The organism is Xanthomonas hortorum pv. cynarae, from assembly GCF_002939985.1.
In the GTDB taxonomy this organism is placed as follows: domain Bacteria; phylum Pseudomonadota; class Gammaproteobacteria; order Xanthomonadales; family Xanthomonadaceae; genus Xanthomonas; species Xanthomonas hortorum_D.
The window spans coordinates 159,505-181,880 of the sequence record NZ_MDFM01000005.1; the positions used below are offsets into that span (position 1 = coordinate 159,505).

General features: G+C 63.1%; 19 protein-coding genes, 1 other RNA gene and 1 pseudogene. 13 read left to right on the top strand and 8 right to left on the bottom strand.

Features of this window, described 5'->3' with window-relative positions:
* Window positions 1–26: 26 nt before the first annotated feature.
* Window positions 27–1,194 (bottom strand): annotated as a pseudogene (galE, locus tag XcyCFBP4188_RS05395) (UDP-glucose 4-epimerase GalE).
* A gap of 1,072 nt (window positions 1,195–2,266) precedes the next feature.
* Complete coding sequence (locus XcyCFBP4188_RS05400; RefSeq protein ID WP_046933190.1) at window positions 2,267–3,133, bottom strand: glucose 1-dehydrogenase; 867 nt, start codon at window positions 3,131–3,133, stop codon at window positions 2,267–2,269.
* A gap of 220 nt (window positions 3,134–3,353) precedes the next feature.
* On the opposite strand from XcyCFBP4188_RS05400, the gene XcyCFBP4188_RS05405 reads away from it, so the two are divergent.
* The 4 genes from XcyCFBP4188_RS05405 (at window position 3,354) to XcyCFBP4188_RS05420 (ending at window position 6,392) form a co-directional block, all read left to right on the top strand.
* Window positions 3,354–3,992: a DUF6766 family protein gene (locus XcyCFBP4188_RS05405; RefSeq protein ID WP_104591753.1), complete on the top strand. Its 639-nt coding sequence runs from the start codon at window positions 3,354–3,356 to the stop codon at window positions 3,990–3,992.
* A 141-nt stretch (window positions 3,993–4,133) separates the two neighbouring features.
* A complete protein-coding gene (locus XcyCFBP4188_RS05410; RefSeq protein WP_046933194.1) occupies window positions 4,134–4,319 on the top strand; it encodes a hypothetical protein in 186 nt (61 codons plus the stop codon).
* A 565-nt stretch (window positions 4,320–4,884) separates the two neighbouring features.
* On the top strand, window positions 4,885–6,165 hold the full coding sequence (locus tag XcyCFBP4188_RS05415; RefSeq protein ID WP_046933196.1) for a sigma-54-dependent transcriptional regulator: 1,281 nt from the start codon (window positions 4,885–4,887) through the stop codon (window positions 6,163–6,165).
* Window positions 6,165–6,392, top strand: coding sequence for a hypothetical protein (locus tag XcyCFBP4188_RS05420; protein ID WP_046933197.1), 228 nt, complete (start codon window positions 6,165–6,167; stop codon window positions 6,390–6,392). The genes XcyCFBP4188_RS05415 and XcyCFBP4188_RS05420 overlap by 1 nt, the downstream gene beginning before the upstream one ends.
* Before the next feature lie 32 nt (window positions 6,393–6,424).
* Here the strand turns inward: XcyCFBP4188_RS05420 and XcyCFBP4188_RS05425 are convergent, their stop codons facing one another.
* Window positions 6,425–6,808: a response regulator gene (locus XcyCFBP4188_RS05425; protein ID WP_046933198.1), complete on the bottom strand. Its 384-nt coding sequence runs from the start codon at window positions 6,806–6,808 to the stop codon at window positions 6,425–6,427.
* A gap of 206 nt (window positions 6,809–7,014) precedes the next feature.
* Between XcyCFBP4188_RS05425 and XcyCFBP4188_RS05430 the strand changes: the two genes are divergently transcribed.
* Window positions 7,015–10,557 (top strand): CheR family methyltransferase, encoded by a 3,543-nt coding sequence (locus XcyCFBP4188_RS05430; RefSeq protein WP_104591754.1) that lies wholly within the window; start codon window positions 7,015–7,017, stop codon window positions 10,555–10,557.
* Window positions 10,558–10,834: 277 nt separating this feature from the next.
* Window positions 10,835–11,407, top strand: coding sequence for a hypothetical protein (locus XcyCFBP4188_RS05435; RefSeq protein WP_074058566.1), 573 nt, complete (start codon window positions 10,835–10,837; stop codon window positions 11,405–11,407).
* Window positions 11,408–11,820: 413 nt separating this feature from the next.
* On the opposite strand, the gene XcyCFBP4188_RS05440 is transcribed toward XcyCFBP4188_RS05435, so the two are convergent.
* From XcyCFBP4188_RS05440 to XcyCFBP4188_RS05450, 3 genes are all read right to left on the bottom strand, one after another.
* On the bottom strand, window positions 11,821–12,720 hold the full coding sequence (locus XcyCFBP4188_RS05440; RefSeq protein WP_074058567.1) for a manganese catalase family protein: 900 nt from the start codon (window positions 12,718–12,720) through the stop codon (window positions 11,821–11,823).
* 137 nt (window positions 12,721–12,857) lie between these two features.
* The gene (locus tag XcyCFBP4188_RS05445; RefSeq protein WP_074058568.1) at window positions 12,858–13,364 is read right to left on the bottom strand and encodes a YciE/YciF ferroxidase family protein; all 507 of its coding nucleotides are present in this window, start codon (window positions 13,362–13,364) and stop codon (window positions 12,858–12,860) included.
* A gap of 357 nt (window positions 13,365–13,721) precedes the next feature.
* A non-coding RNA gene (locus XcyCFBP4188_RS05450) (sX9 sRNA) lies at window positions 13,722–13,797 on the bottom strand.
* 35 nt (window positions 13,798–13,832) lie between these two features.
* Here XcyCFBP4188_RS05450 and XcyCFBP4188_RS05455 point away from each other — a divergent pair.
* Window positions 13,833–14,039 carry a hypothetical protein gene (locus XcyCFBP4188_RS05455; protein WP_043907125.1) on the top strand — a complete coding sequence of 69 codons (207 nt, stop codon included), beginning with the start codon at window positions 13,833–13,835 and terminating at the stop codon, window positions 14,037–14,039.
* Between the two features lie 22 nt (window positions 14,040–14,061).
* On the opposite strand, the gene XcyCFBP4188_RS05460 is transcribed toward XcyCFBP4188_RS05455, so the two are convergent.
* Window positions 14,062–15,276, bottom strand: coding sequence for an FAD-dependent oxidoreductase (locus XcyCFBP4188_RS05460; protein ID WP_043907126.1), 1,215 nt, complete (start codon window positions 15,274–15,276; stop codon window positions 14,062–14,064).
* A 319-nt stretch (window positions 15,277–15,595) separates the two neighbouring features.
* On the opposite strand from XcyCFBP4188_RS05460, the gene XcyCFBP4188_RS05465 reads away from it, so the two are divergent.
* From XcyCFBP4188_RS05465 to XcyCFBP4188_RS05485, 5 genes are all read left to right on the top strand, one after another.
* Complete coding sequence (locus tag XcyCFBP4188_RS05465) at window positions 15,596–16,891, top strand: histidine kinase (RefSeq protein ID WP_104591765.1); 1,296 nt, start codon at window positions 15,596–15,598, stop codon at window positions 16,889–16,891.
* The gene (locus XcyCFBP4188_RS05470; protein WP_006448555.1) at window positions 16,888–17,664 is read left to right on the top strand and encodes a LytR/AlgR family response regulator transcription factor; all 777 of its coding nucleotides are present in this window, start codon (window positions 16,888–16,890) and stop codon (window positions 17,662–17,664) included. Before XcyCFBP4188_RS05465 ends, XcyCFBP4188_RS05470 begins: the two co-directional genes overlap by 4 nt.
* Before the next feature lie 34 nt (window positions 17,665–17,698).
* Window positions 17,699–18,070: a hypothetical protein gene (locus XcyCFBP4188_RS05475; RefSeq protein WP_006448556.1), complete on the top strand. Its 372-nt coding sequence runs from the start codon at window positions 17,699–17,701 to the stop codon at window positions 18,068–18,070.
* 162 nt (window positions 18,071–18,232) lie between these two features.
* The gene (locus tag XcyCFBP4188_RS05480; RefSeq protein ID WP_104591755.1) at window positions 18,233–19,828 is read left to right on the top strand and encodes an APC family permease; all 1,596 of its coding nucleotides are present in this window, start codon (window positions 18,233–18,235) and stop codon (window positions 19,826–19,828) included.
* A gap of 29 nt (window positions 19,829–19,857) precedes the next feature.
* Window positions 19,858–20,148: a hypothetical protein gene (locus XcyCFBP4188_RS05485; RefSeq protein WP_074058571.1), complete on the top strand. Its 291-nt coding sequence runs from the start codon at window positions 19,858–19,860 to the stop codon at window positions 20,146–20,148.
* A gap of 203 nt (window positions 20,149–20,351) precedes the next feature.
* Here XcyCFBP4188_RS05485 and XcyCFBP4188_RS05490 read toward each other — a convergent pair whose 3' ends face one another.
* On the bottom strand, window positions 20,352–21,044 hold the full coding sequence (locus tag XcyCFBP4188_RS05490; protein WP_104591756.1) for a hypothetical protein: 693 nt from the start codon (window positions 21,042–21,044) through the stop codon (window positions 20,352–20,354).
* A 314-nt stretch (window positions 21,045–21,358) separates the two neighbouring features.
* On the opposite strand from XcyCFBP4188_RS05490, the gene XcyCFBP4188_RS05500 reads away from it, so the two are divergent.
* Entirely contained in the window at window positions 21,359–22,288 is a 930-nt protein-coding gene (locus XcyCFBP4188_RS05500) for an oxygenase MpaB family protein (protein WP_104591766.1), read from the top strand.
* The last annotated feature ends 88 nt before the right edge of the window (window positions 22,289–22,376 follow it).

Below are 22,376 nucleotides of genomic sequence, written 5' to 3' on the forward strand. Positions count from 1 at the left end.
TCAAAAAGGAAAGGAATCAGCGCGCATTACGCGCGCGAGAGACGGTCTGCAGGCAGCAGGGTGCGAGCCACCTCGTTGCGGCGGCGTCCCTCTGCCGTCGGCAACAAGCGACGTGACGGTGTGACCAGCTCGCGCGAGCTCGCGCTCGGGCACGGTGGTCGGGGTGCGCGGTCTGGTCAGGCGCGAGGTCGCATAGCCGTCCGGATGCAGTTGCTGCCAACGCCAGGTATCGCGACACATGCGGTCCAGGTCGTATTCGGCCTTCCAGCCAAGTAGCCGATTGGCCAGCGTGGCGTTTGCGTAATACACCGCCACATCGCCATCGCGGCGCGGTGCGATGCTCAACGGAATGCGGCAGCCACTGGCACGCTCGAATGCGGCAGCCACCTCGCGCACGCTGTGGCCGCGTCCGCTGCCCAGGTTCACCACCAGTCCCTTGCGCTCGCGCTGCAGGTAGTCGATGGCATCCACATGCGCGCGCGCCAGATCCATCACGTGCAGATAGTCGCGCACGCCGGTGCCGTCGGCAGTGGGGTAATCATCGCCGAACACCTGCAGCGCAGCGCGGCGGCCGACGGCCACCTGCGCGATATAGGGCATCAGATTGTTCGGCACGCCGCGCGGATCTTCGCCCAGATGCCCGCTGGGATGCGCATCCACCGGGTTGAAGTAACGCAGCAGCGCGGCATTGAATTCGGGCCACGCGATGCTCAGATCACCGATCATTTCTTCCATCATCAGCTTGGTGCGGCCGTAGGGATTGATCGCCTTCAACGGCGCGCTTTCCTTGATCGGGCTGATGTTTTCATCGCCATACACGGTGGCCGAGGAGCTGAACACCAGGTTGGACACCTCGGCGGTGCGCATCGCACGTAACAGCGCCAGCGTGCCGGTCACGTTGTTGTTGAAATACAGCAGCGGCTCGCGCACCGATTCGCCAACGGCCTTGAGTGCGGCAAAATGCAGCACGGCATCGATACGCTTGCTGCTCAGCAACTCAGCGAGCTCTGGTGCGCGCACATCCATGCGATGGAACTCCGGTCGAGCTCCCATCAGATACTGCAGATGGTCGAGCACGCGCTCGGATGAATTGCTCAAATTATCGACAATGCACACGTCGTGCCCACGTCGTGCCAGTTCCACACAGGTATGTGAGCCGATATAACCGGTGCCGCCGGTGACCAAAATTCTCATTGATTGCCTGCCTTGTGGAGGGCGCTGAGGCGCCGGCTTACCCAGGACGCGGATCACCACCGCGCACGTTTGCCTGCGTGTTGGGTGATGTCATCGCGCCGGCAGCGTGCTGATGAGCAGCCACGCATTGGGCGGCAGCCAGGTCTGGGCGAGCAGAGGGCTAACTGCATCACGGTCCAACACGATCTACGGTAGGTGGCAGAACGTGAGAACAGGCGCAGGGATAGGTGTGTGCTACGCGAGTGAGGCGTTGACTATTTACTCACCGGTGCTGTGTGTTTTTTAGTCGCGCGGCTTGCGTGCCACCAGGGGCTGGCAAAACTATTTCACGCGGGTTTATATGCAGAGCGGTGGATGTGGGTCTTCTGTCCAAATCGTCTGATCTGGAGCTTGGTTGCAGGGCCCTTGCCCGCCCACCCTCGCGGGACACGCCGCAAGTACGTCCGTGTAGGCTCTTACGCGGCATCCATGCCGCGTAAGGTCCCGCGACGGTGGGCGGGCAAGGACCAGTCGAGTTGATCGGTACGCATGGTTTTTAACGAAGCAGCCAGCGACCTGTCTGGTGCGATGTCCTCGCTGCGCTCTTGATGCTGTGAGTTGGCTGCAGGGTCCTTGCCCGCCTACCATCGCGGGACACGCCGCAAGTACGTCCGTGTAGGCTCTTACGCGGCATCCATGCCGCGTAAGGTCCCGCGATGGTGGGCGGGCAAGGACCATCGAAGATGGTCGGTGTGCATAGTTGCAAGCAGTGCATTACGTGCGTTGTTCGGATAACGGAGGCGCATTCGATCAGCCTCGCAACGCAAGGTCGTCAACAGACAGCTTTCAACAAGGCAACCTGCAAACTCTCCGGTGCGGTGTCCTTGCCGCTTGCGGGACCATGTGGCGGCATGGATGCCGCCACTGAGCCTCCACGGACGGATTCACGGCGTGTCCCGTGAGCGGCAAGGGCACCGCGCACTCGACCAATAAGGCTTTTAACCGAATCTAAAATGCACAAGCGCACGCTGCTGCACAAAAAAACCCGCATCGCTGCGAGAGCGATGCGGGTCGGACAACACAATGGAGCGCATTACAGAGTGACGGCGCCACCGGCAATGGTCAGCAACGTGCCGGAGGTGTAGCTGGCAGTGTCGGCCGCGAGCATCACGTAGGCCGATGCCAGCTCGACCGGCTGGCCGGGCCGCCCCATCGGGGTTTGGCTGCCGAAGTTTTCCACCGAGTCTTCGTCCATGCCTGCCGGAATGAACGGTGTCCAGATCGGGCCGGGCAGCACCGCATTGACGCGGATGTGCTTGTCGGCCAGCACGCCGGCCAGACCAATGGTGAGGTTGGCCAACGCGCCCTTGGTGGCGGCATAGGGAAGAATATTCGGCGTCGGTTTCTTGGACTGCACCGAGGCGGTATTGATGATGGAGCCACCGTCCTTCATCAACGGTACCGACAGCTGCACCAGATGAAACACCGCATGCACATTGGTGTCGAAGGTCTTGCGCCATTCGTCCAGGGTAATGTCTTCGAAATTTTGGAAATACTTCTGGTAGCCGGCGTTGTTGACCAGAATGTCCAGTCCGCCGAAGGCGCTGTTGACCTGTTCGATCAATGCTGCGGCCTGGTGCGGGTCGCTGATATCGCAACCGACCAGTAGCGCTTTGACGCCGGCCTTTTCGATCAGCGCACCGATCCTGGCCGCGTCCTCCTGTTCATCGGGCAGATACGCGATGGCCACGTCGGCGCCTTCGCGTGCATAGGCAATCGCTACGGCAGCACCAATGCCGCTGTCGCCACCGGTAATCAGCGCGCGCTTGCCTGTCAGCTGCCCGTGACCGACGTAGCTGTCTTCGCCATGGTCCGGGCGTGGATCCATCTTCTCGGTCCGGCCGGGGAAGCCCTGCTGCTGCGGCTTGAACGGCGGGCGTGGGTAATTGGGAACGGGCATGGGGGTCTCCTGACGGTGTGGATCACTACGAAGTGAGTGTCAGTGTGGTCATGCAGACGTAAACGTCCGGGCTAGACGATGTCGCCGGCATGTGTGCTGCGCGCGGCGCGTTCACGTTGTCAGCAAGCACGCCAGCCGACCTTACGGTGGGCAGTGCGCGCAGGCTTCATGCGCTTTTGCCGATCACGCTCGATACTGCGCGCATCGTCAGGAGTTACGCATGTTCTTTCGTCGCAATGGGTTGTCGTTGTGTCTGCTTGCGCTGACGCTGCTCTTCATCGGTTGCCAGATCTACGCCGGCCTGCATGCCTACAACGCGGAGTTGACAGAGCAGGGCCAGCCAACGCTGCTGGCCGCGTATCTGCACAGCCCGCATTTCGTCTCGGCCCTGTTCGAGAATTGGGAAAGCGAGTTCCTGCAGATGGGCATGTATGTGCTGCTGACCGTCAAGCTGCGCCAGGTGGGCTCGGCAGAGTCGCGTCCGCTCGATCCTGCTGAAGAAAGCGCCGAGATCAAGCCGGGCCAGACGCCGTGGCCGGTGCGTGCCGGTTGGCTGTGGCTGCGCGTGTATGAGCACTCGTTGGCGCTGGCATTTGGCGCGCTGTTCCTGATGAGTTTTGTCCTGCATCTGCTTGGCAGCTGGCGGCTTGCGTTGCTGGAGCGCACACAAAAGGGGTTGCCGCCGATCAGCATTCTCGACCATTTCACCGATGCCGGGTTCTGGTTCGAATCGATGCAGAACTGGCAGAGCGAATTCCTGGCGGTGTTCGCGCTGGTGGTGTTGACCATCTGGCTACGGCAGAAGGATTCGCCGCAGTCCAAACCGGTGGCGGCACCGCATTCGCAGACTGGTGGCTGAGCATGTTCGGATCACGCGTACTTGGCGTGCTCGGCGGGGCCATCTGCGCAATCACTTCACACGGTGACGCAGGTTTGTTCACCAGCTTGCAATGCCCGCCTGCCTAGCGTGGCGACACGACAATCAGGCAGGAGAACCGCGATGGCTAGCGAACCGAAGAAGCCGTGGGGTCCGGACGATGATCAGAGCAAGCCGTTCACGCCGCAAGAGCAGCGCAACGAGAATGCCGAACGAAAAGTGCACGACATGCCCGACGAAGACCGCCACGTCAACAAAGCGGACCCGGAGCAGGACTACGAACGCCCGGATGGGTCGGAAAAACGCTGAGTCCTCCGCGATTCGATACCGATGAAGGCGCCCGCAGTTGCGGGCGCTTCTAGTTTCAACAGCCACACAGGGCGCGGGGTTGAGCGATCTGTACACACGCTCTCCACGATGAGTGCGTAGGCTGTAGATAGAACATCGAACCCGACCGGCCCTGCTGGAACGGTTCGCCCAACGCCTCGCATGGCGCTGGCCCAGGTCAGCACCAGCTGACACCTAGATCGCGATGTAACAGCGCAAGCGAGCTGATCCAGTGGCTCATCGATGATGGCATCCGCCTCGGACTGGCGTGGCAGCCGTCGCAAAACCTTGCACTTCGTGGCGTTTTGGTACTTTCGCTGCGGCTACCGAGCCCAACTGTGACGCTTGGCACTGGCGTAATCAGGATTTGCCATGCGTACTTCGGTCAAAATCGGCACGGCGGGCTCGACATTGGGGAAAGAGCTACGCTCATCCCTGATGGTGATGACACCGGTGTGCCACTCGACGTGGTGAGCGGCGCTTTTTTCGCGCCGTCGTCACAATTCTCAACTGAACATGTATCAGCACTTTGCGGACAGAAGCGCCCATGGACCGTCTTTCCTGCGCCATCATCGACGACGACGTGGAATTCTGCGATCAGGTGGTGGAGTTAGCCACCGATAGCGGCTTCCGGGCCAAGGGCATGCACACCCTTGGCGAAGCCAGCCGTTGGCTGGACAGCAATTTCCCCGACCTGTTGGTCGTGGACGTTGGCTTGCCCGACGGCAGCGGTTTCGATCTCATCGAACGGCTCGATCCGGATCACTCGCCACAGATCGTGGTGGTGTCGGGCGATTACGCCCATGAAACCCAGGGCCGCGCACAGCAGTTCGGGGTCAGCGAGTTCCTGACCAAGCCATTCGCGCCGGAACGCCTGGAGCGTGTGCTCGGCGGTCTGCGTGAAGCGCAGCAGGGCAACCTGGGCATCGTCGGCAACAGCGACAGCATCGTGCTGTTGCGCAAGGACATCGTGCGCGTGGCGCCAACCGACTTGAACGTGCTGGTGACCGGCGAGACCGGTACCGGCAAGGATCTGGTCGCGCGCGCCATCCATCGTGTCTCCGGTCGTCGCGGTCGCTTTGTGCCGGTCAACTGCGGCGCAATCCCGGAAGAGTTGCTGGCAAGCCAGCTGTTCGGTCACGAGCGCGGCAGCTTCACCGGCGCCGATCGTCGGCATGCCGGATTTCTGGAGCAGGCTGCCGACGGCACGCTATTTCTGGATGAAATCGGCGAAATGCCCAAGCGTCTGCAGGTGTATCTGCTGCGGGCGATCGAATCGCGCAGCTTCATGCGCGTGGGCGGCAACGAAGAGATCCCGCTCGATGCGCGCGTGGTCGCTGCCACTCACCAGCATGTGCAGCGCGAGCAAGCGGTGCTGCGCGAGGATCTGTTCTACCGGCTCAACGAATATCCGATCCCGGTACCGCCACTGCGCGAGCGGCGGGGCGATGCGCGGCTGTTGGGCTTGCGTGTGATCGACGAACTCAATGTCAAATACGGCACGCGCAAGTTGCCGACCAAGTCATTGCTGCGCTATCTGGCGTACCACACGTGGCCGGGCAACGTGCGCGAGCTGCGCTCGTTCATCCGCTATCTGTATCTACGCTCCGATGGCGACCTGTTGAGTGCGCCGGATGTGGAGCAGACCGTGCCGCAGGCCGACGAGAACGGATTGTTGATTCCCGCAGGCTGGACCATGCGCCAGGCCGAGGACGCGATGATCGAGGCAGCATTGGCACGCACCCGCTTCAACAAGAAGGCCGCCGCACGCGAGTTGGGCATCAGTGTGCGCACCTTGCACAACCGGCTCAGCGACAAGGACGCGTAGTGGCCGATGCATCCGATGGACAGCGGCGTGAGCTGCTGCACCAATTGCGCAACCGCCTCAACGTGATGGGATTTGCGCTGTATGCGTTGCGCAACGATGTCTCCAAGCCACTGGAGACCTTGCGCAGCGCGCACCAGTCAGCGGTGGAGCTGCTCAATCAGCTCGGCGAAGAAGAGCGCGCCCGGCAGCAGATAAAAGACACCCAGGCCGACACTTCCGATCGGTGACGGGTTGTCGGTGAGATCCGATCAGATGATGATCAATAATGCTCGGCCGGTTGAGCCTGGTCGCTCAGCAACGTGGTGATCGCGCGCGGGTTGTACGGCTTCATGCAGTACGACAGATGCGCAAAGCGCGCCGGCAGCGTGTAGCGGTCATAACCGGAACAGAATGAGAACGGGACCCCGCGCTCCAGCAATGCATCGGCCACCGGAAACACCGGCTGGCCGCGCACATTGACGTCGAGCAACGCACCATCGATCTCCTCGCCTGAAGTCACCAGCGAAAGCGCGTCGGACACAGTGCCCACCGGTCCGACCACACGGACACCGGCTTCGATCAGCAAGTCGTTGAGCGATTGGGCGAGTAGATAATCGTCCTCGACCACAAGGATGCGGCGGCCATGCAGCGCTGTGTTGGACATAAAAACTCCGAGACTAAAATACGGTCTGACGACGCACGCCGGCATCGTGCGCGCACCCCGCGTTAATGGCGCGCGTAAGCAAGCGCTTCAAAGAGCGATCTCTTCAACGTTCAGGGACACATGCACGCGCGCGTGGATGTCTACCTTGCTTTACCTCATGATCAACGAGGATGGTTCCGTCCCGCACCGACGATGTGATGTCTGTTATGACCCAAAACCCTGCTGCCCAGGAAGACGCGGTGCCCGATGCTCCGGCGCAGGCGCCCTTGTTCGTTCTCGGGATCGGCGCAGCGGGGCTCGATGCTGCCCGCCTGGCCGAACTGCTGGAGACAGTGGCGGGGGCATCCAACCTGGCCATCATGCTGTTGCTGCGCGATCGCCAGCTGCTGGACGAAGACCTGCTACGCGAACTGCTTGGCGATCAGGCCAGTCTACTGCTGGTGCCCAATGACGGCGACCAACTGCAGCCGGGGCACTTCTATCTGCCGCCCAGCGACTCGCTGGTGACGTTGGAAGAAAACCGCGTGCGCCTGCGCGCGCTGCTGGAAGGCGAAAGCGATCATGGTGTGATCGACACCTTCTTCGTATCGATGGCGCACGACCAGGACGGCAACGTGATCGGTCTGATCATGGGCCGCTTCGATGGTGACGGCACGCTGGGCACTGCAGCGATCAAGGAATGCGGTGGGCTTGCGCTGGTGGTGGACGATCCTGCGTTGCAGGCGCTGGATCTGCGCAGCGCAAGCAACGCGGCCGCAATCAGCGACGACATTCTGCCGCTGCCAGCTGTGGCCGCGCGTATCGCCGCACACATGCAGCGCCATCACGGACTCGGTCATCCGGCCCCAACCGGCGTGCGCACTGGCAGCGAGAACGATCAACTGAGCCAGGTGGCGGGCATCCTGCGTAACACCACCGGGCACGATTTCCATGGTTACAAACGCGCCACGTTCCTGCGCCGCGTGCAACGGCGCATGCAGGTCGTGCAGGTGGATACGCTGGAACACTATCTGGACGCGCTGCGCAATCGCTTCGACGAACCGCTGCAGCTGTTCAACGATCTGCTGATCGGTGTGACCCAGTTCTTTCGCGACCGCCGCGAGTTCGAGTTCCTGGAGCAGCAGGTGATTCCGCGCCTGTTTCAGGGCAAGCACGTGGGCGACAGCCTGCGCGTCTGGGTGCTGGGCTGCTCCACCGGAGAAGAAGCGTATTCGTTGGCGATGCTGCTGCGCGAGCACGCCGAAACGCTGGATTCCCCGCCCCGCATCCAGATCTTTGCCAGCGATATCGATGGACGTGCGCTGGCGGCGGCACGGGTGGGGCGGTATAGCTCGAGTATCGTTGGCGAGGTTGCGCCGGCGCGCCTGCGGCGTTGGTTTGTCAAGGAAGGCGATACCTATGTGGTGAGCAAGGAACTGCGTGAGTTGTGCGTGTTTTCCCAGCACAGCATCGTCAAGGACCCGCCATTCTCGCGGCTGGACCTGGTGTCGTGCCGCAATCTGCTGATCTACCTGGATGCCGAGCTGCAGAACCGGGTGATCCCGATCTTTCATTTCGCGCTACGGCCGGGTGGGTATTTGTTCCTGGGGAATGCCGAAAACGTCTCGCGCCACGCAAAGTTGTTCGTGCCGGTGGAACGCAGCTTCCGCGTCTTTCAGCGTATCGATGCCGAGAACAACGTGCATGCCACCTTTCCCAACATGCCGCTTGCCGCAGCGGGCAGGGTGCCTGCACCGCCGCAGCGGCAGCGCACCTCCAGCAATGCCCTGGTGCGTGCCGGCGAGCGCATCGCCGATCGGTACGCGCCGGCATATGCGGTGCTGGACGAGCATTTCGATGTGCTGCATTTCTCCGCGCAGGCCGGGCGTTTCATTCGTCCCGGCAGTGGTGCGCCCAGCCTCAACCTGCTCAACCTGATCCATCGCGATCTGCGCCTGGATCTACGCAGTGCGCTGAGCCGCGCCGAATCGGACCAGTCGCCGGTGCATGTCAACGGCGTCCAGGTGCATGAGGACAACTCGACCTGGGCGGTGGATCTGTTCGTGGAGCCGACCTCCGCCTCGGAGGTACCGCGCGGGTATGTGGTGCTGTTTCAGGAAGTGGAAGCGCGCGAACCGGTGGAGCTGCCCACGCCCCGCGACACTGCCTCCACCGATGCGCAGGTGCAGGTGCTGGAAAACGAGTTGCGCATCACCCGTGAGCGGCTGCAGTCGATGATCGAGGAGCTGGAGAGCACCAACGAAGAGCTCAAGTCCTCCAACGAGGAATACCAGTCGCTCAACGAAGAGATGCAGAGCGCCAACGAGGAACTGGAAACTTCCAAGGAAGAGTTGCAATCGGTCAACGAAGAAGTCACCACGGTCAACGGTGAGCTGGCCCACCGCGTACAGGAGCTTGCGCAGACCAACAGCGATCTGAAGAACCTGCTGGAAAGCACCCAGATCGCCACGGTGTTTCTGGATAACGAATTGCACGTCACCAACTTCACGCCTGCAGTCACCGACATCCTGCCGTTGGTGGAAAGCGATATCCATCGGCCGATCAGCAATATCAAGCTGCACGTGGACTACGACGAACTGCAGGACGACGTGCACCGGGTCATCCGCACGCTGGCCGTGCTTGATCGCGAGGTGGAAAACCCCATCACCCACGCACGCTACATGGTGCGTGTGCTGCCGTATCGCACCGTGCACAACTTCATCGGTGGCGCGGTGCTTACGTTTATGGACGTGACCCCGCTGACACTGGCCGAGCAGGCCTTGCGCAGCAGCGAGCAACGCCTGCGCACTCTGATGGAAGGAATTCCGCAGTTGGTGTGGCGCTCGCTCGATGGCGGGCACTGGACCTGGTCCAGCCCGCAGTGGTCGCGCTATACCGGGCAAAGCGATGCCGACGGCCTGGAACTGGGCTGGCTGCAGGCAGTGCATCCGGACGAACGCGCGCTGACAATGGTTGCCTGGCACGACAGCCGGCACACCGGTGAACTGGATGTGGAGCATCGCCTATACAACGCTGCCGAGCAGAGCTATCGCTGGTTTCATACCCGTGGCTCGCCGGTGCGCGACGAGCGCGGCCAGGTCGTGGAATGGCTGGGCACCTCTACCGAATCAGACAATTTACGTCGCCTGCAGGAAGAGCAGCGCGTGCTGGTGAGCGAGTTGCAGCACCGCACCCGCAACCTGATTACGGTGGTGCAATCGGTGGCCAGGCAGACCGTGCAGACCAGCCAGAGCATGCCGGAGTTCATCGGCAAGTTCGACGACCGGTTATCGGCCCTGTCGCGCGTGCAAGGCCTGTTGTCGCAGTCGGATGCGATGCCGACCACCATCGGTGCGCTGCTGCACATGGAACTGGATGCGCTCGGTGCCGAGCCGGATCAGCGGCGCATCCTGGTCGAAGGCCCGGATGTGGCGTTGCGCAAATCCACCGTGCAGACACTGGCGCTGGCATTGCACGAATTGGCCACCAACGCACTCAAGCATGGCGCGCTTGCGGTGGAGACCGGCACCTTGTCGATCCGCTGGGATGTGGTGTCCGGCGAGGACACCCCCGCGCGGCTGGTGCTGCATTGGGTCGAGGAAGGCGCAGTGAAAAAATTGCGTCACGACCGCGATGAGGCAAGTGGGTTCGGCCGTCGCCTGATCGAAAAAGCCTTGCCTTACAGCCACGGTGCGCAGACGCGTTACGAGCTCAGCGATACGCGACTGGAATGCGAAATCCGGCTGCCGCTTAATTCGATACACGGTTGAGATGCATTGCACACGGTCTAAGAGCGGCTAACAAAACGTAGCGAGCTCCGTCGCGTTGCACTGCAACTGCATGCAGACTTGCATGCAAATGCACCCCCGTCACGGAAAATGCTGCGCACCAGTGCACATCTTGCGACCTGTTCGATCGTCGCTAAAGAAGCATATGTAGCTGAAGTCACTGAGGTCCTTGCAGCACCGGTGTCCGTGTCAGTCGAAAACCTGGCGCGCATTGTGCTTACCCACTTGGTGTCCTTGAGACGTATACAGTGGAGTAGTCATGATTACGCGCATTCTTCAGTTGTCCGCCCGCGTGGCGAGCAACGCATGGGTCGAGGTCGGCGTGGGTGCCGAAGCGGACATTCTGGTCGCCGAACGTGGCGGCAGACGCGAAGAGCGTGCCACCTTCGGTCGACGCGCGCCAGGGCAGCAGCGCTCGATCCACATGCAGGAACCAAGCTGGTTGAGTGGCGTGGATCTGGCGATCTGGGAAACCCAGCGCTGTGCGATTCCACTATGCGGATTCGTCTGCACGGCCTCTGCAGATGGCAGTACTGCCGCTACCTGGTTGAGTCAGGACAATGGCGAGGTGTATGTAGCGGGCCTGCGCAATGTGATGGATATCGGCGGCCGCCTGCAAATGGGGTTCTCCTTGCTGGTGGCCTCGTCGGCCAGCATGCCCACGCATCGTCCGTTGTGCATCGAAGGCGATGTCAGACAATGGCTGCAGGGCGGCGGCAAAGTGGCCATGCTGCATCTCACGCCTTGGCAGTTGGGTCGCTATACCACTGCAGCCGGCGTACGGCCGGACTGGACCGGCGAAGAGCACTCGGCGCAGATCGCGCGCGTATGAGTGGGAATGTCGGGCAGCAAACATAAAGGGGCCCCTGGGGCCCCTCGTCGTTCTGGTCGTGCGATGTTGTTTCAGCTACGGAAGGCGCCATGGTCATGCGTCATGCATTTCGCATGCATCGCACGCGGCTAGGGCATCAAGCCTCCGATCGGTTTGGCTTGGAACATCCGACTCACGCTGAAGTTCCGGTCTTGGTGGCCTTGAGAGGTGATTGAATGGTGTGGATGCGTCTGGTGCAGAGCGGTTTATCTGGGGGTTTGCTGCAGGGCCCTTGCCCGCCCACCATCGCGGGACACGCTGCAAGTACGTCCTTGTAAGCTCTTACGCGGCATCCATGCCGCATAAGGTCGCAATAAAAAGCCCGGGTCGCGAACGACCCGGGCCATTGCTGGGTGCGCTGGCACTCAGCAGGTTCAGCGCTGGATGTCGCCGGTGGTGGAGCCGGCACCCGGGCCTGCGCCCAGGTCGGCACCGGTCACGCGGTCGAGCTCCGGATTGGAGAGCAGGCGCAACGACATCGCGTCCAGTGCGTCGGTCTGGGTCGCGTCCAGCGCAACCGTGGCCGAGCCGTCACCGCCATCGACTGCAGTCTGCAGTTCGCGGTCTGCAACCACGTCCCATTGCTCGCCGGCATTCCACGGACCCACCATGTCGCCTTCGCCCTGCGACATGTTGTAGTAGGTGTCGGTGAAGCGCGGGTCGCCCGGCAGCTTGCCCGGCGGGAAGTTCGGCTCGATCGAGTACAGCGCTTTCTCGAACGACTTCTGATGCGCCACCTCGCGTGTCATCAAAAAGCGCAGCGCATCCACGATGCCCGGATCGTCGGTGACGGTGATCAGACGCTCGTACACCAGCTTGGCGCGTGCTTCGGCGGCGATGTTGGAACGCAGGTCGGAGGTCGGGCAACCGATCGAGTCCACATACGCCGACGTCCACGGCACACCGCTGGAATTGACCAGCGCCGGGCCACCACCGTACAAGATCTGCTGGGTGTGGCTGGTGCTGTTCTGGGTCATGGTGCGCATCTCCATGGCCTCTTCCATCCCTTCGGACAACACCGCCTTGGGTCCCTTGTTGAGCATGGCGATGATGGAGCCGATGATCTCCAGGTGGCTCAGTTCTTCGGTGGCAATATCGAACAGCAAATCCTTGCGGCCCGGATCGTCTTCGCCCAATGCCTGGGTGAAGTACTGCATCGCAGCGGCGAGTTCGCCCTGCGGTCCGCCGAACTGCTCGAGCATCAACGTGGCCAGATCCGGATTCGGTTCGGCAACGCGGACGGTGTACATCAACCGCTTGTTATGCATAAACATGGGTCGTGCTCCATGGCTGGCGCCCAGGATGACTGCCACTCGGTAGGCGGACAGAAAACGCGGGGCTCTGGCTTTCGGGGGGTGATGCCCGCAGACGCGGGCAGACGCAGCGCGGCAGTGCCGCACTGCGCGATGCATCAGGCCGCTTTACTGGTCTTGGATGCTTTTTGGTTGCCACCTTGCTCGGCAAGCAGGGTCAGCTTTTCATCGGTGGCTTTTTCTTCTTCCAGGGTTGCAAGCAACAACGTGATCGCATCGGAGTAACCGAGCTGCTTGGCAATGGCCGCGATGGTGCCGTACGAGGCGATCTCGTAATGCTCCACCTTCTGTGCGCCACCGATCAATGCCGCATCGCGCACCGGGCCGGCTTCGATCTCTTCGATCACCTCACGGCCTTCTTCGACCAGGCCTTCCATTGCTGCACACTTGATGCGCTTGAGCTTGATGCCGAGCAGTTCGACGATCTGGTCGATCCGCTCGATCTGGCCCTGGGTTTCTTCCAGATGCACCTTGAATGCCTCAACCAGCTTGGGCTCGGTCGCCGCGCGTGCCAGGCGCGGCAGCGATTTGGTCAGCTGCTTTTCTGCGCTGTAGATGTCCGATAGTTCGTGGATGAAAAGCTCTTCAATTGTCTTGATCGCCATGGGCGGCTCCTTCGAGTGGATAGGTGGGTCAACAGTGCGATGCACCGTGTGCGCGTCATGCCTTCAACTGCCTGCGAGCCAGCGGCTCCGTCACCTCGGCATCGCAGTGCACAGGCGTGACGCACGCCGGTGCTGCAAGGTCGCGGTGATCGGATTTCAAGCTGTCTCGCATGGGTCGCTAAGCTAGTCACCGATGTGTTAGCGGGATCGGTGGATGCGGTGATCCCGATGCGACGGCGGCCTGTGCCGTGGCCATGCACGGACGCTGCAAAAACAGCGCCGTGCAGACAGCGCGATGCGCTACAACGGTGCTCCACCACTGCGCGAGACGTTGGCATGACGCCATTGGATAAGAGCGGCTAAAAAAACGTAGCGAGCAGCCGTCAGGCGGGTGCGGACGGCGCGCAGGAACCGGAGTGTACGAGTGGTACATGAGGATTCCGAGCACCGGCCGCGCCCGCCTGACGGCTGCGCAGTAGTTTTGTTCGCCGCTCTAAACCGCTACGCCGAGAACTGCACATCGGCGCGTCGACCTACACCTTGATCATCGACCCGCAGGGCTTGAAACTGGTCGAAAAGGGCAAGCGCAAAGGCGTGGTATTGCGTTGGGATGAACTGGTCAGCGGCGATGCCGCACTGGCCCGCGCATTGCAGGCCTCACTCAGCGACGCGTGAGTTCTGGCGCTCGCGCAACAGCTCAGGCCGAGGGGAACAGACGCGCCAATTCGCGCACCGCTGCTGCAGAGGCTGCGTGATCCGGCGTGGCATCGGCATTATTGAAATCGTTCGCGCCTTGCGCTTGCACCAGCAGTCCATCGCGGCGTGGCACTACATTGAGATTGTGACCACGCCAGACCAGCCCGTAGGTGACTTCCGGTTGCGGAATCAGGCGCGCGGTCTGCCCACGCACCGGGATGACGCTGTCGTCGCCAAGCAACGCACGCGCGCCGTAGCCGGTGGCATTGACCAGGATCTTCTCGCGCAGATCGCCGAATTGGCGCGGGTGCTCGAAGCTGCGCGTGTACAGCTCGCCGCCGGCCTGCAGAAAGTCGTCCATCAATAATCGCGCATAGGCGCTGAGGTTGAAGGTCAGCTGGCTATAGCGGCGCACGAACGGCACCGGGAACGGATGGCTGCCGGGAGCGACCAACTGCGAGCGCGGGCCGAGATCATGGATCAATTCGCGCTCCAGCGGCGGGTAGTCAGGCTCGTGCGCTTCTGCCGATGGAATCGGTTGGTCGAACGGCACATCGGATAACGCGTAACCATCGCGCCATTCGATCGGCTCGCCCGGCAAGCCGAGCAAGGTCTGGTAGCGGCGAAACGAGATGCGCGCCATCTCTTCCCAACGCGTCTTGAAATCGGCCGTGGCGTGTTCGCTGGTGCACACGCGCGAGTCCGGCGACCACACGCCTGTGGCGTAGAACGAACGCACATCCGGCAGGCGCTCGCGTGCATAGATGCGCACGCGCAAGCCGGCGCGTTGTGCCACCAGCGCGGTGGTCAGCCCGATCGCGCCGCAGCCGATCACCGCCAGCTCGCGCGCCTTGGCATCGGCCGCACGCACCAGCCGCAGCGCGTGTTCGGCCGCACCCCACGACAACGACCACCCACTGCCGCCATGCCCGTAGTTGTGCACCACCGTCTTGCGACCGATGCGCTCGGCTTCGATGCGCGGCCCCAGCGCACGGAACGGCCGCGTGCAGCCGTTGATGGCAATGATGCGATCGACCGAGGCGTGCATCGGCGCCAGCGGCGGCGATGCGGCGAACTGGTTGGGCAGGGCGCCAGGCGACGCAGCCGGCAGCGGTGAAGAAGGTGCTGCACTGGCAGGGCCGGTCGCGGCCCAGCTAGTGGTGGAAGCGGCCGCAAGCGCAAGGCCGGCGCTCTGCAAAAAATGACGACGGTGCATGCGACTCCCAAGTGTGTGGTGGATTTCAAGGCGATAGAGGACAACGCGGCTTACGCATGAAAGCAACATGCTTGGCGCGGCATCTGCACACGCCAGGCCTCTTTCATGCCCGGCAGCCGGCATCTTCAAGACACAGAGCGCAACGCCGCAGACGCCGAGCATACCGCGCACCTGCATGCCTGCCACTGCCGAGCAGGCCGGGTTTCGTGCCGCGATCCAGGCAATTGAGGCGCCGCCGGCGGCCATTCGTCGCTTTGGGCTTTCGACTGCGCGCTTGCCGGCTATGCTCGCCGCGTCCCAACCCAACGAGCTCACACCCGTGTCTGCCAGTGTCTTTCTGATCGTACGTATCGTATTCGCCTGGGCTGCCGCGTTGGTGGTGGCCGGGATCATGTGGGCGCAGCTGTTCGGTTCCACCGGCGCGTTCTTTGGGCTGATCTGCGTGGTGCTGCTGACGCTGGCCTTGATGAGTGCGATCACGCATGTGCGGCGGGTGCGGCTGATCGCCGGGCGGCTGGATCACGACACCTTGTCGACCCGCCAGCGACGCCAGATCGAAGTGCCGCTGGATGTGCAGGCCAGCTTCGCCGTCGTCGAAGAAGCGGTGCGCGCATTGCCGCGCGTGCAGGACATCGAATGCGCACCGGGCAGCCTGTTGATCCGCGCCAAGGTGCGCCGTATCGATCCCTATGAAGGACGTCAGCCCTCGCGCTGGAATCTGTTCGCGCGCTTTGCGATCAAGCGCAATCAGGTGCTGGTCACGATCACGCCGGGGCAGGGCACCAGCAGCGTCACCGTGTTGTGCGAGCCCGATGCCGGTGCCTGGGTGGATTTGTTCGCAGTGGACGAGGGCAGCAATTTCGAGAACGCCGAGGCGATCAATCGCGCGGTGGTAGGCAGGGTCGGCGAGCAGCGTCGCGACGAGCAGGCCGCGGCCGAGCAATCGGTGATGGAGAAGGAACTGGCCGTGGCACGCCTGAACCTGCTGCATGCCCAGGTCGAGCCGCACTTTCTCTACAACACGCTTGCCAGCGCGCAGGTGCTGGCCCGCACCGACCCGCCGCGCGCCGAGATCATGATCGGGCACCTGATCCAGTACCTGCGCAGCTCGTTGCCCAGTGCCGACGGTGCCATCTCCAGCCTGGGCGAAGAACTCGAACGCACCCAGGCCTATCTGGAAATCCTGCGCATCCGCATGGGCACGCGTTTGGCCTTGCAGGTGGAAGTGCCGTACGAGCTACGCACGCTGCAGCTGCCCTCGATGATGTTGCAGACGCTGGTGGAAAACGCGATCAAGCACGGCCTGGAACCCAAGCCCGGCGGCGGCACGGTGTGGATCCTGGCGCGTCGCATCGACGACCATGCCACGCTCACCGTGGCCGACGATGGCCAGGGCTTCAACACCCACAGTCAGGGCACCGGCATCGGTTTGAAGAACCTGCGCGAGCGGTTGCAGCTGATCTACGCCGGCAAGGCCAGCTTTGCCATCGTGTCCAACTTCCCCAGCGGGGTGGCCGCCACGATCACTTTGCCGCTGCCCGCGCATATCGCAGCGTCTCCCACGCCGCCGCCGTTGCCCAACGCGCAAATACACACCACGCAGGTGCAGGCATGAGTGCGTTACGTGCGGTGATCGCCGAAGACGAAGCGTTGCTACGGCAGTCCTTGCTCGCGCTGCTGGCCGAGGTGTGCCCGCAGCTGCAGGTGGTGGGCGAATGCGAAGACGGCGCCAGCGCGCTGGAAACCATCGCCGCGCAACAACCCGATGTGGTGTTTCTGGACATCCGCATGCCCGGGCTCACCGGCATCGAAGTGGCACGTGCGATGCGCGAGAGCAGCCCGCACACCCAGGTGGTCTTCGTCACCGCCTATGATCAGTACGCCATCGATGCGTTCGAACACGGGGCGGTGGATTACCTGCTCAAGCCGATCGGCCGCGAGCGCCTGCAGGCCACCTGGCAGCGCGTGCAACAGCGCGCCGCCGCAGGTCAGCCGGACAGCGGCCTGCTGGAAACACTATTGCAGCGCCTGTCCGCACGCCCTCCTGCCGCTAGCGCCGCGCCGCCGCTGGCATGGCTCACCGCCAGCAGCGGCCGCGAGACGCGACTGATCGCGCTGGATGAGGTGGCGTACTTCCAGGCCGATCAGAAGTACACCACGGTGATGACGGCCGCCGGCGAAGCGATCCTGCGCACACCGCTGCGCGAGTTGCTCGACGTGCTGGACCCGCAGGTGTTCAAGCAGATCCACCGCTCCACCATCGTCAACATGAAGGCGGTCGCCTCGGTGGTGCGCGACGACACCGGCAAGGGGCGGCTGGCCCTGCGCGGGCGTAGCGAGACGCTCACCGTCAGCCAGCCATTTATGACCCTGTTCCGCGGCATGTAGTCCCCCAATCGCATCGACTGAAAGGATTGCCTCAATGCGCCTGATCGCCTCCCTCGTGTATTGCCTGCTTGCCTTGGCCGGCTGTCACGACCGTAACGGCACCACCTCCATCACCCGCGCCACCCGCAATGGCCAGGACGTGATCTTCAGCAAGACCCTGGCTACCGCCACCGAAACCAACGTGCATTGCCTGGCCAGCAGCAGCGGTCGCTGCCATTACCTGGTGTACGAGGAACATTGCGCCGCGCCTGCCGCGGGCAACATGACGGGCACGCCGGCCTGCGCACGCAAGACGCTGGACAGCTTTGCGCTGACACCGGGGCAGGTGCGCGAACTGCGCGGCATTCCGCGTCAGGCGCACACCTGTGTGGATACCAGCGCGCCCAGCGCCGACTGCCATGGCTGAGCAGGCCTTGCAGGCCTGGCTCGGCGGAAACACGTTTCAGCTATGTAGCAAGCCATGCTGCAACCGGACGCAAGCCTGAATACGCACTGACGATCGGCGGCCGCTTCTGCGATCATTACAAGCTTGTTGCCGGTTCACGGCGTCCTCACAGCCAGGCTCTTCATGTCCGAACAATCGCTACGCCGCGACGTTGGCCCCTTCGCCCTCATGCTTACCGGCCTGGGCTCGATCATCGGCTCCGGCTGGTTGTTCGGCGCCTGGCGCGCTGCCGGCCTGGCCGGCCCCGGCGCGATCTGGGCCTGGATCCTGGGCGCGGCGATCATCACCACCATCGCACTCTCCTACGCCGAACTAGGCGCCATGTTCCCCGAGTCCGGCGGCATGGTGCGCTACAGCCATTACTCGCACGGTTCGCTGGTGGGCTTCATCGCCGGCTGGGCCAACTGGATCGCGATCGTCTCGGTGATTCCGGTCGAGGCCGAGGCCTCGGTGCAATACATGGCCTCCTGGCCCTGGGCGTGGGCGCAAGGTCTGTACGTGCAGGCGCCCGGCGGAGCAGGGGAGTTGTCGGTGCCCGGCCTGCTGATCTCGGCGGTGCTGGTGCTGGTGTATTTCTTCCTGAATTTCTGGAGCGTCAAGCTGTTCGCGCGCTCCAACACCTTGATCACCGTGTTCAAGCTGGTGGTGCCGGCAGCGACCGGCGTGGCCTTGATCGCCAGCGGCTTCCATAGCGAAAACTTCAGCGTCGGCATCCACGGCGATGCGCACGTGATCGACCTGGCGGCGGTGCTCACCGCCGTGGCCACCGCCGGCATCGTCTTCAGCTTCAACGGCTTCCAGAGCCCGGTGAACCTGGCCGGCGAGGCGCGCAACCCGGGCCGCAGCATTCCGTTCGCGGTGCTGGGTTCGATCGCGCTGGCCACGGTGATTTACGTGATCCTGCAGGTGGCCTACATCGGCGCGGTGCCGCCGGAGTTGCTGGCAAAGGCCGGCTGGCACGGCATCGATTTCCGCTCGCCGTTCGCCGAGCTGGCCATCATCGTCAACCTGCATTGGCTGGCGATGCTGCTGTACATCGATGCCTTCGTGAGCCCCAGCGGTACCGGCATCACCTACACCGCCACCACCGCGCGCATGGTCTACGGCATGGAAAAGAACGGCACCATGCCGTCGGTGCTGGGCAAGCTGCACCCGGTGTGGGGCGTGCCGCGCATGGCGATGTTCTTCAACCTGGCGGTGTCGTTCGTGTTCCTGTTCTTCTTCCGCGGTTGGGGCACGCTGGCGGCGGTGATCTCGGTGGCGACCATCATTTCCTACCTCACCGGCCCGATCAGCGCGATGGCATTGCGCCGTCATGCGCCCGAGTTACATCGCCCGCTGCGTATCGCTGCTTTGCCGGTGCTGGCCGGTGTGGCCTTCGTGATGGCCACCGAGCTGCTGTACTGGGCGCGTTGGCCGCTGACCGGCGAGATCATCCTGCTGATGGTCGTGGCGCTGCCGGTGTACTGCTACTACCAGGCCAAGCAGGGCTGGCCGGATCTGGGCCGCAACCTCAAGGGCGCCGCCTGGATGATCTGCTACCTGCCGATGATCGCGCTGCTGTCCTGGGCCGGCAGCAGCGACTTCGGCGGCCACGGCTATCTGAGCTACGGCACCGATCTGGCGGTGGTGGCGGCGGTCGGCGTGGTGTTCTACATCTGGGGTGTGCGCAGCGGTTGGCGCACGCCGTCGGTGGAACAGGCGGTTGCGCGGGCCTGAGTGGGGCTGCGCATCTTCCTTAGAACGCAATGCCGAATCCGCGCAAGATTGTTCTGCATTCACTGCACGGCGAACGGCCAGGGCTAGCAGCTCTGGTCGTCGACTGGATCGCTGAAGGTGTCAACTACGTCGGTGTGGTCGGCGTCGATGCCGACCGCATCGAGAACCTGATCGATGACTTGTGCGTGGGAGATGGCTCGGCACCGTATTCCATGCTCACCGCGGCGCATGGCCCGGACGAGTCTCTGGAGGATGCTGTGTTCTTGGCGGAGCTACTGTCCGATGAGTTTGCAGGCCCTGTTCGTGTGATTGAGTTCTAGTCGTTCGAACACGCTGGCGCCACCGCGTCATTCGACTCCTGCTTCAAAGGCTCACTAACGCCATGACACAGCGACTCGCCGCACCTGGCGTGCGTCCGAATCAGGGCGAATTCTCGGTGCTGAATGCAAAACGGCCGATGGAGCTGCATCGGCCGTTTTGCATTCGAATCGCGCGTTCTCTTCTGTGATCTATGCTCAAGGCTTCAGGCGTTGGCCACCAAGCGCGGCGCGCCATCGAAGCGGTCCAGATCGCGCAGCAATTCGGTGTAGCGGCGTAGCCGGCCCATCTCGCGCATGTTGACGATGTCCTCGTGGCGCAGCTCGCGCCTGGAGGTCACCTCCTGCTTGTAGCGCAGCACTTCCGGGTAGCTGCGGGTCATGTCCAGCGCATCGGCGACGCATTCGACCGAATCGGCGTCCGGCGTCAGCCGCGCGCGGCTATTGAAGGCGCGTAACCAGCGTTCGAAACCGGCGCTGTGATCGAACAGATCGGCGATGTACCACATGACGAACAGGATCGACGCCCACGAAGTGAAGATGATCACCACGCGGCTGAAAGTCAGGTGGTAGTCGTTCTGCCACAACTGGTGCGTGATCACCCCCAGCAGCACCAGCGAGATGGCCTGCCAGCCGATGATCGAGGCGATCACCCATTGTTTCTTTGCGACGGTGAGCAGGGCGAGCTCCTCGTCGAGCTGCTGGTCGGTCTTTGCGCGCCACTTGGCGACCTGCTCGTCGAAGGAGAGGCGATGGAGTGCGTTGTCCTGCAATAGCAGGCCCAAACCCTGGAACAAAGCGATCATGACAAGCTCCCGACGGATGGCTGGTACGAACGACTTGCTGCACTGGCGGTTGCCAGATGCGCTGGAGCGACCGACCCAACACCACAGGACCATGTGGCGTTCGGTCAGACGGCCCTAGTTCTAGCACTTTCGCTGTGCATGGCAATGCCCGATGCGAACCAATCGCCATGCATTCGTGCGCACTCGCGCACAAATCGCAGTATTCAGGCGGTTTGCCGCGTTTTGATCCGCAGGGCGGCCACGCTGCCGCGCGTTTCTTGCTGCACTGCACACCTGAGCCTGCGTGGAGACGCGTGCTGCAGCAGCCGGCCAACCCGCACGGACCAGCCCGCCGCAGTGTGCTGCCGTGATTGCGAACGCAGCGCAACCACGACATGGCGTTGCAAACGGCTGCGTATCATCGCCGCATGTCAGCCGTCCTGCGTACCCTCACCGCCCCCGCCGCCGAACAGATCCGGCGCTGGATCCTGGGCGCGTTTCCACGTGGCCAGAGCAGTATCGAATACGACCAGCCGTTGGGCGATCCCGGCATCTTCGGGCCCGACAGCGTCACCTGGCGCGTGCATTCGGAATTCCCCGGCATGCTGTCCGGCGGGCTGTGCGCGTTGATGCTGCAACTACTGCACCCGCGCGCGCTGGCCGGGGTCTACGACCATTCCAACTTCCGCGCCGACCTGATCGGGCGGCTGCGCAGGACCACCAATTTCGTTACCGGCACCACCTACGCACCGCGTGCGGAAGCGGGGCAATTGATTGCCCGCGTGCGCACCATCCATACGCATATCCGCGGCCATACCGCCGACGGCGTGGCGTACGAGGCCAACGATCCACAGCTGCTGACCTGGGTGCATGTCACCGAGGCCTACGGCTTTTTGCAGGGCTGCCGGCGCTATTGCCGCGACGTGCCGGTTGCCATCGCCGACCGCTATTACGACGAAGCGCGACGTGTGGCCGAGGCGCTGGGCGCCACCAACGTGCCAGCCAGCGAGGCGCAGGTGGAGGCGTATTTCGCCGGCGTGCGCGGGCAGCTGCGCATGGACGCACGCTCGCGCGAGGTGCTCGAGATTCTCACCAGTATCCAGCTGCCGGTGCCTGCGGCTGGTTTGTCGCGCGGGGTGTTTCTTGGCGCCGGTACTGCCCTGCTGCCGGGCTGGGCCAGCGACATGCTTGGCCGCACCACGATGCAACGCACACAGGCGCGTGCCTCGGCGCGTCTGTTGCGCAGCCTGTCGCCATTGTTTCGCACTGCGTTACGCCGTGATGGATTATCTGCGCGTGCGTGTCGGCGGATGCAGTTGCCGCCGACGATGTTGTTGCAGTGGCCGGGAGAGGGGTGAGCGGCGGATGGTGGTTTGCTTCGCCGTACTGGCCGCTCCTGGCGCATGGCGTGTTGCCAGAGCGGATAGGGCGCTAGGCAGCCGCACC